General features: G+C 37.0%; 4 protein-coding genes. 2 read left to right on the forward strand and 2 right to left on the reverse strand.

Translation table 11 applies throughout. The features are described from left to right. On the forward strand, nt 1-1028 hold a 1028-nt coding region (locus AC220I_RS19810; protein WP_486725595.1), incomplete at its 5' end, for a DNA topoisomerase. A 36-nt stretch (nt 1029-1064) separates the two neighbouring features. Here AC220I_RS19810 and AC220I_RS19815 read toward each other — a convergent pair. Continuing rightward, nucleotides 1065-1694 (reverse strand): YczE/YyaS/YitT family protein, encoded by a 630-nt coding sequence (locus tag AC220I_RS19815; protein ID WP_486725596.1) that lies wholly within the window; start codon nt 1692-1694, stop codon nt 1065-1067. Between the two features lie 200 nt (nt 1695-1894). On the opposite strand from AC220I_RS19815, the gene AC220I_RS19820 reads away from it, so the two are divergent. Further along, the gene (locus AC220I_RS19820) at nt 1895-3373 is read left to right on the forward strand and encodes an aminotransferase-like domain-containing protein (protein WP_486725597.1); all 1479 of its coding nucleotides are present in this window, start codon (nt 1895-1897) and stop codon (nt 3371-3373) included. A 106-nt stretch (nt 3374-3479) separates the two neighbouring features. Here the strand turns inward: AC220I_RS19820 and AC220I_RS19825 are convergent. After that, nucleotides 3480-3695 (reverse strand): EamA family transporter (locus AC220I_RS19825; protein WP_486725598.1); only part of this gene is annotated, 216 nt, incomplete at its 5' end.

Genomic DNA, 3695 nt, shown 5'->3' on the forward strand with positions numbered 1-3695 from the left:
AACAAGGTGTACATCCTTCAGACTTATCAAGCGATGAACGCAAAATCTATGATTTGGTTGTAAAACGGTTTATAGCAGTCTTGTTACCACCTTTTGAATATGAGCAAACCAGTCTTACCTTGAACATAGGCGGACAACATTTTAAAGCAAAAGGAAAGGTCATATTAAAGCAGGGTTGGAAGGAAGTTTATAACAATCAATACGAAGACGATACAAGCGATGACCAACTCAGGGAGCAAATCTTACCAAATTTATCAAAAGGTGATACCCTTAATATTAATGGTATGCATATGACAAAGGGCGTAACATCACCTCCACCCCTATATACAGAGGGAACCCTACTAACAGCTATGGAACACCCCATTAAAAATATGCCTTATGGGATTGGTACAGTGGCTACCAGAGCGGATATCATTGAAAAACTGCTGAATACTTTTTTAATAGAAAAGACCGGTAATCATCTACAAATTACATCTAAGGGAAAACAACTTCTAGACCTTGTGCCTGAGGATTTAAAATCAGCAGAGTTAACGGCAGATTGGGAACAAAAGCTTGAGCTTATCGCAAACGGCAAACTTAAAAAAGAACAGTTTATCAGCGACATTAAAGCCTTTTCAAAGGACAGTGTTAGAGATATTAAAAACAGTGACCAAAAGTTCAAACACAATAATATCACCAGGGAAAAATGTCCTGATTGTGGTAAATTCATGCTTGAAGTTTCAGGTAAGAAGGGTAAAATGCTCGTCTGCCAAGATCGAGAGTGTGGTTATCGTAGAGGCATATCTAGGGTAACAAATGCAAGATGCCCAAATTGCCATAAAAAGCTAGAGCTAAGAGGGCAGGGCGATCAACAAATTTTCATCTGTAAATGTGGTCATAAAGAAAAACTAACCGCTTTTAATGAACGTCGCAAAGAGGCGAGTAATAAAGGCAATCAAAAAGACGTACAAAAATATCTTCAGGAACAAAAGAAGAATTCTGAGTACGTCTCGCCGCTTGCAGATGCTTTGTCTAAATTAAAATTATAAGTAGATATTAAAAATTATTGATGTATTTTAAAAACGCTACTTTTGGAAATTCAATGACAGGTACTGATGTTCAATATTTTTAACATCAAAGTCCAATACTTTGAAGGTCCATTGTACAATGGGACCAATACCCACACCTAAAATCAAGGTACCTATACCAACTTTTGCACCCAGTAGAAAGCCAATAAAAAGGACTGTGACTTCTATACCACCGCGTATGCTGCCAACCTTTTTATTGGTTTTTTTTACGAGGCCAACCATTAAACCATCACGTGGTCCTGTACCATAGCCGGCACCAATATAAAAATAAGTGGCAAGTGCGATGACGAACATGCTGAGAATAACCATGATCACACCAGTAAAAAGGGTCGTCATCTTCGGCACAAGGTTATATGCCAAAAGAAAATCCACAATCGAACCAATACCAAAGACATTAATTACAGTACCAAAACCGATTTTAATACCTATTGTGTAATTGATGGCAAGTATGATGATCCCAACACCAATGGTGGCTTGTCCAAAGGTAATCCCTAGAGCATTTGAAATGCCCTGATGAAATGTTGCCCATGGTGCAATGCCAATATCTGCTCTGATGGCTAATACAATGCCGAGTCCATATAAAAATATGCCGAAAAATAGTCTGGGTATTCGATATTTGTTGTTCATATAAGCCTCCTATATATCTTATTTATGCATTTGTCATACTTGTTATGTTTTTGAATTATACAATTTATATTATGCATTATATCCATAAAAATATATAACAGTCAAAATTCAAATATAACACTTTTAGGACTTTTTGCTAGAACAGTAGAACACTTTGCTGTATAATTACCTTAATAAAGCTATGATATAGGAGGCTACAATTGCAAATCAAACTTGATCGCCAAAGTAAGACAAGCTTAAGACAACAGCTGTACGACGCATTTGAAAACAGAATTATTTCAGGCATTTTACCATCAGATAGTCCACTGCCATCTATTAGAACAGTTTCTAAAATGGCTGAAGTAAGTGCCATGACCGTTGTAAAAGTTTATGAGGCACTTGAAGCCAAAGGATTGATTTATAAAATTCAGGGCAAGGGAAGCTTCGTAAGAAAGAGTAACACAGAAAAAGGAGGGCTAAGTGAAGAAGGTCACGACCAGTGGCAAAGCAGGATTCAAGATTATGTGGTGCGTGCAGGTTTTACGCAAAGGACTTTAAGATACAAAAACATATACAGTAACAATTTAAGTACTGCCTCTTTGCATGAGCGATTTTTGCCGACAAAATTTATAATGGATCAATTTCTATCAAACTATGAAATCAAAGTCTTGATCAAACACCCGCCAGTAGAAGGTGAACCCAACATGATTGATAAGGTCTGTCAATATGTTATAGACAAGGGGATACATACAAAACCGGATGAAGTTGTAATCACCAGTGGTTCACAGGCAGGTATTCACCTTGTTGCACAAACCTTTATTTCACATGGAGATGTCGTGGTCATCGAATCACCCTCTTTTCCAGGTGCAATTGATGTCTTTAAAAGTAGGGGGGCTCAGATTTTGGAAGTTCCAATGACACCTAAGGGAATTGACGTCGACGCACTCCTTGTCATGTGTGAAAAATATCCCGTTAAACTGCTTTATACCATGCCAAACTTTCATAATCCAACTGGCTATTCTGCACGATTCGATACGGTTCAATCGGTTATTGAACTTGCAAAAGAGCATAACTTTCTGATACTTGAGGATGATTCATGGGGTGATTTATATTATGATCGTTTGGAAAGACCCCTGAAGAGCGTAGATGAAGAGGGGAGAGTCCTCTATCTTGTGGGACTTAGTAAGACACTTGGCCCCGCACTAAAATTATCTGCAATTATCACAGATCCAATCTTGAGACAAAAGCTTGTAAATGCAAAGTCAAGCATTGATTCATGTGCACCTTTACTCAATCAAGCCATTGTGGCTTCATACCTTGCCTCGGTAGACCACAAACAGCATTTAATATGGTTGAGACATGAACTTAAAGCACTGCTCTCTAGAGTGAAAAATCACTTGGATGCAATCTTGCCACCTTACGTAAAAGTCACTTATCCTCATGGGGGGCTGGTACTATGGCTAACATTACCCTCACATTTTGACTGTAAGCTCTTATATTATAAACTTATGACAGATGAAAGTATCACCCTATTACTTGGGGAACATTGTTATAGCAGTCTTCATGGACATAACCAGATTAGAATTTGTTTTTCATATGAAGAAGAGGCCCACGTCATGGAGAGCCTCACTAAAATCGTCAAAATGATTGAATTACTATATCCATTTATGCAAAAGAGTTCTCAATCCCCAATCACATAAGCATATAAACAGATAATATATAAATAGATAATATATAAACAAACAATATATAGACAGAAAAACAGATATACAATTTAACAATTTAAAAATATGAAAAATTGAAAATTTAATCACCAGCAGTCAAATACAGTGTTTTGCTTTGCTGCTGAGAGATTACGATTGATAAGACAATTAACACAAGGCCTATGAGTTTTACAACAGTAATCGTTTCATTTAAAAAAACACTGCCTATAAGAACTGATACAAGTAGCTCCAGTGTGGAAATAATCCCAACGATTGATAGATCAATTTTTTGACCAATGCCTCTGAAATAAGCAAAATA

The organism is Fusibacter sp. (genome assembly GCF_057447755.1).

Excerpts from the sequence above, each read along its gene's own strand:
- AC220I_RS19815 (WP_486725596.1), bottom strand. The coding sequence starts at position 1,694 with ATGAACAACAAATATCGAATACCCAGACTATTTTTCGGCATATTTTTA.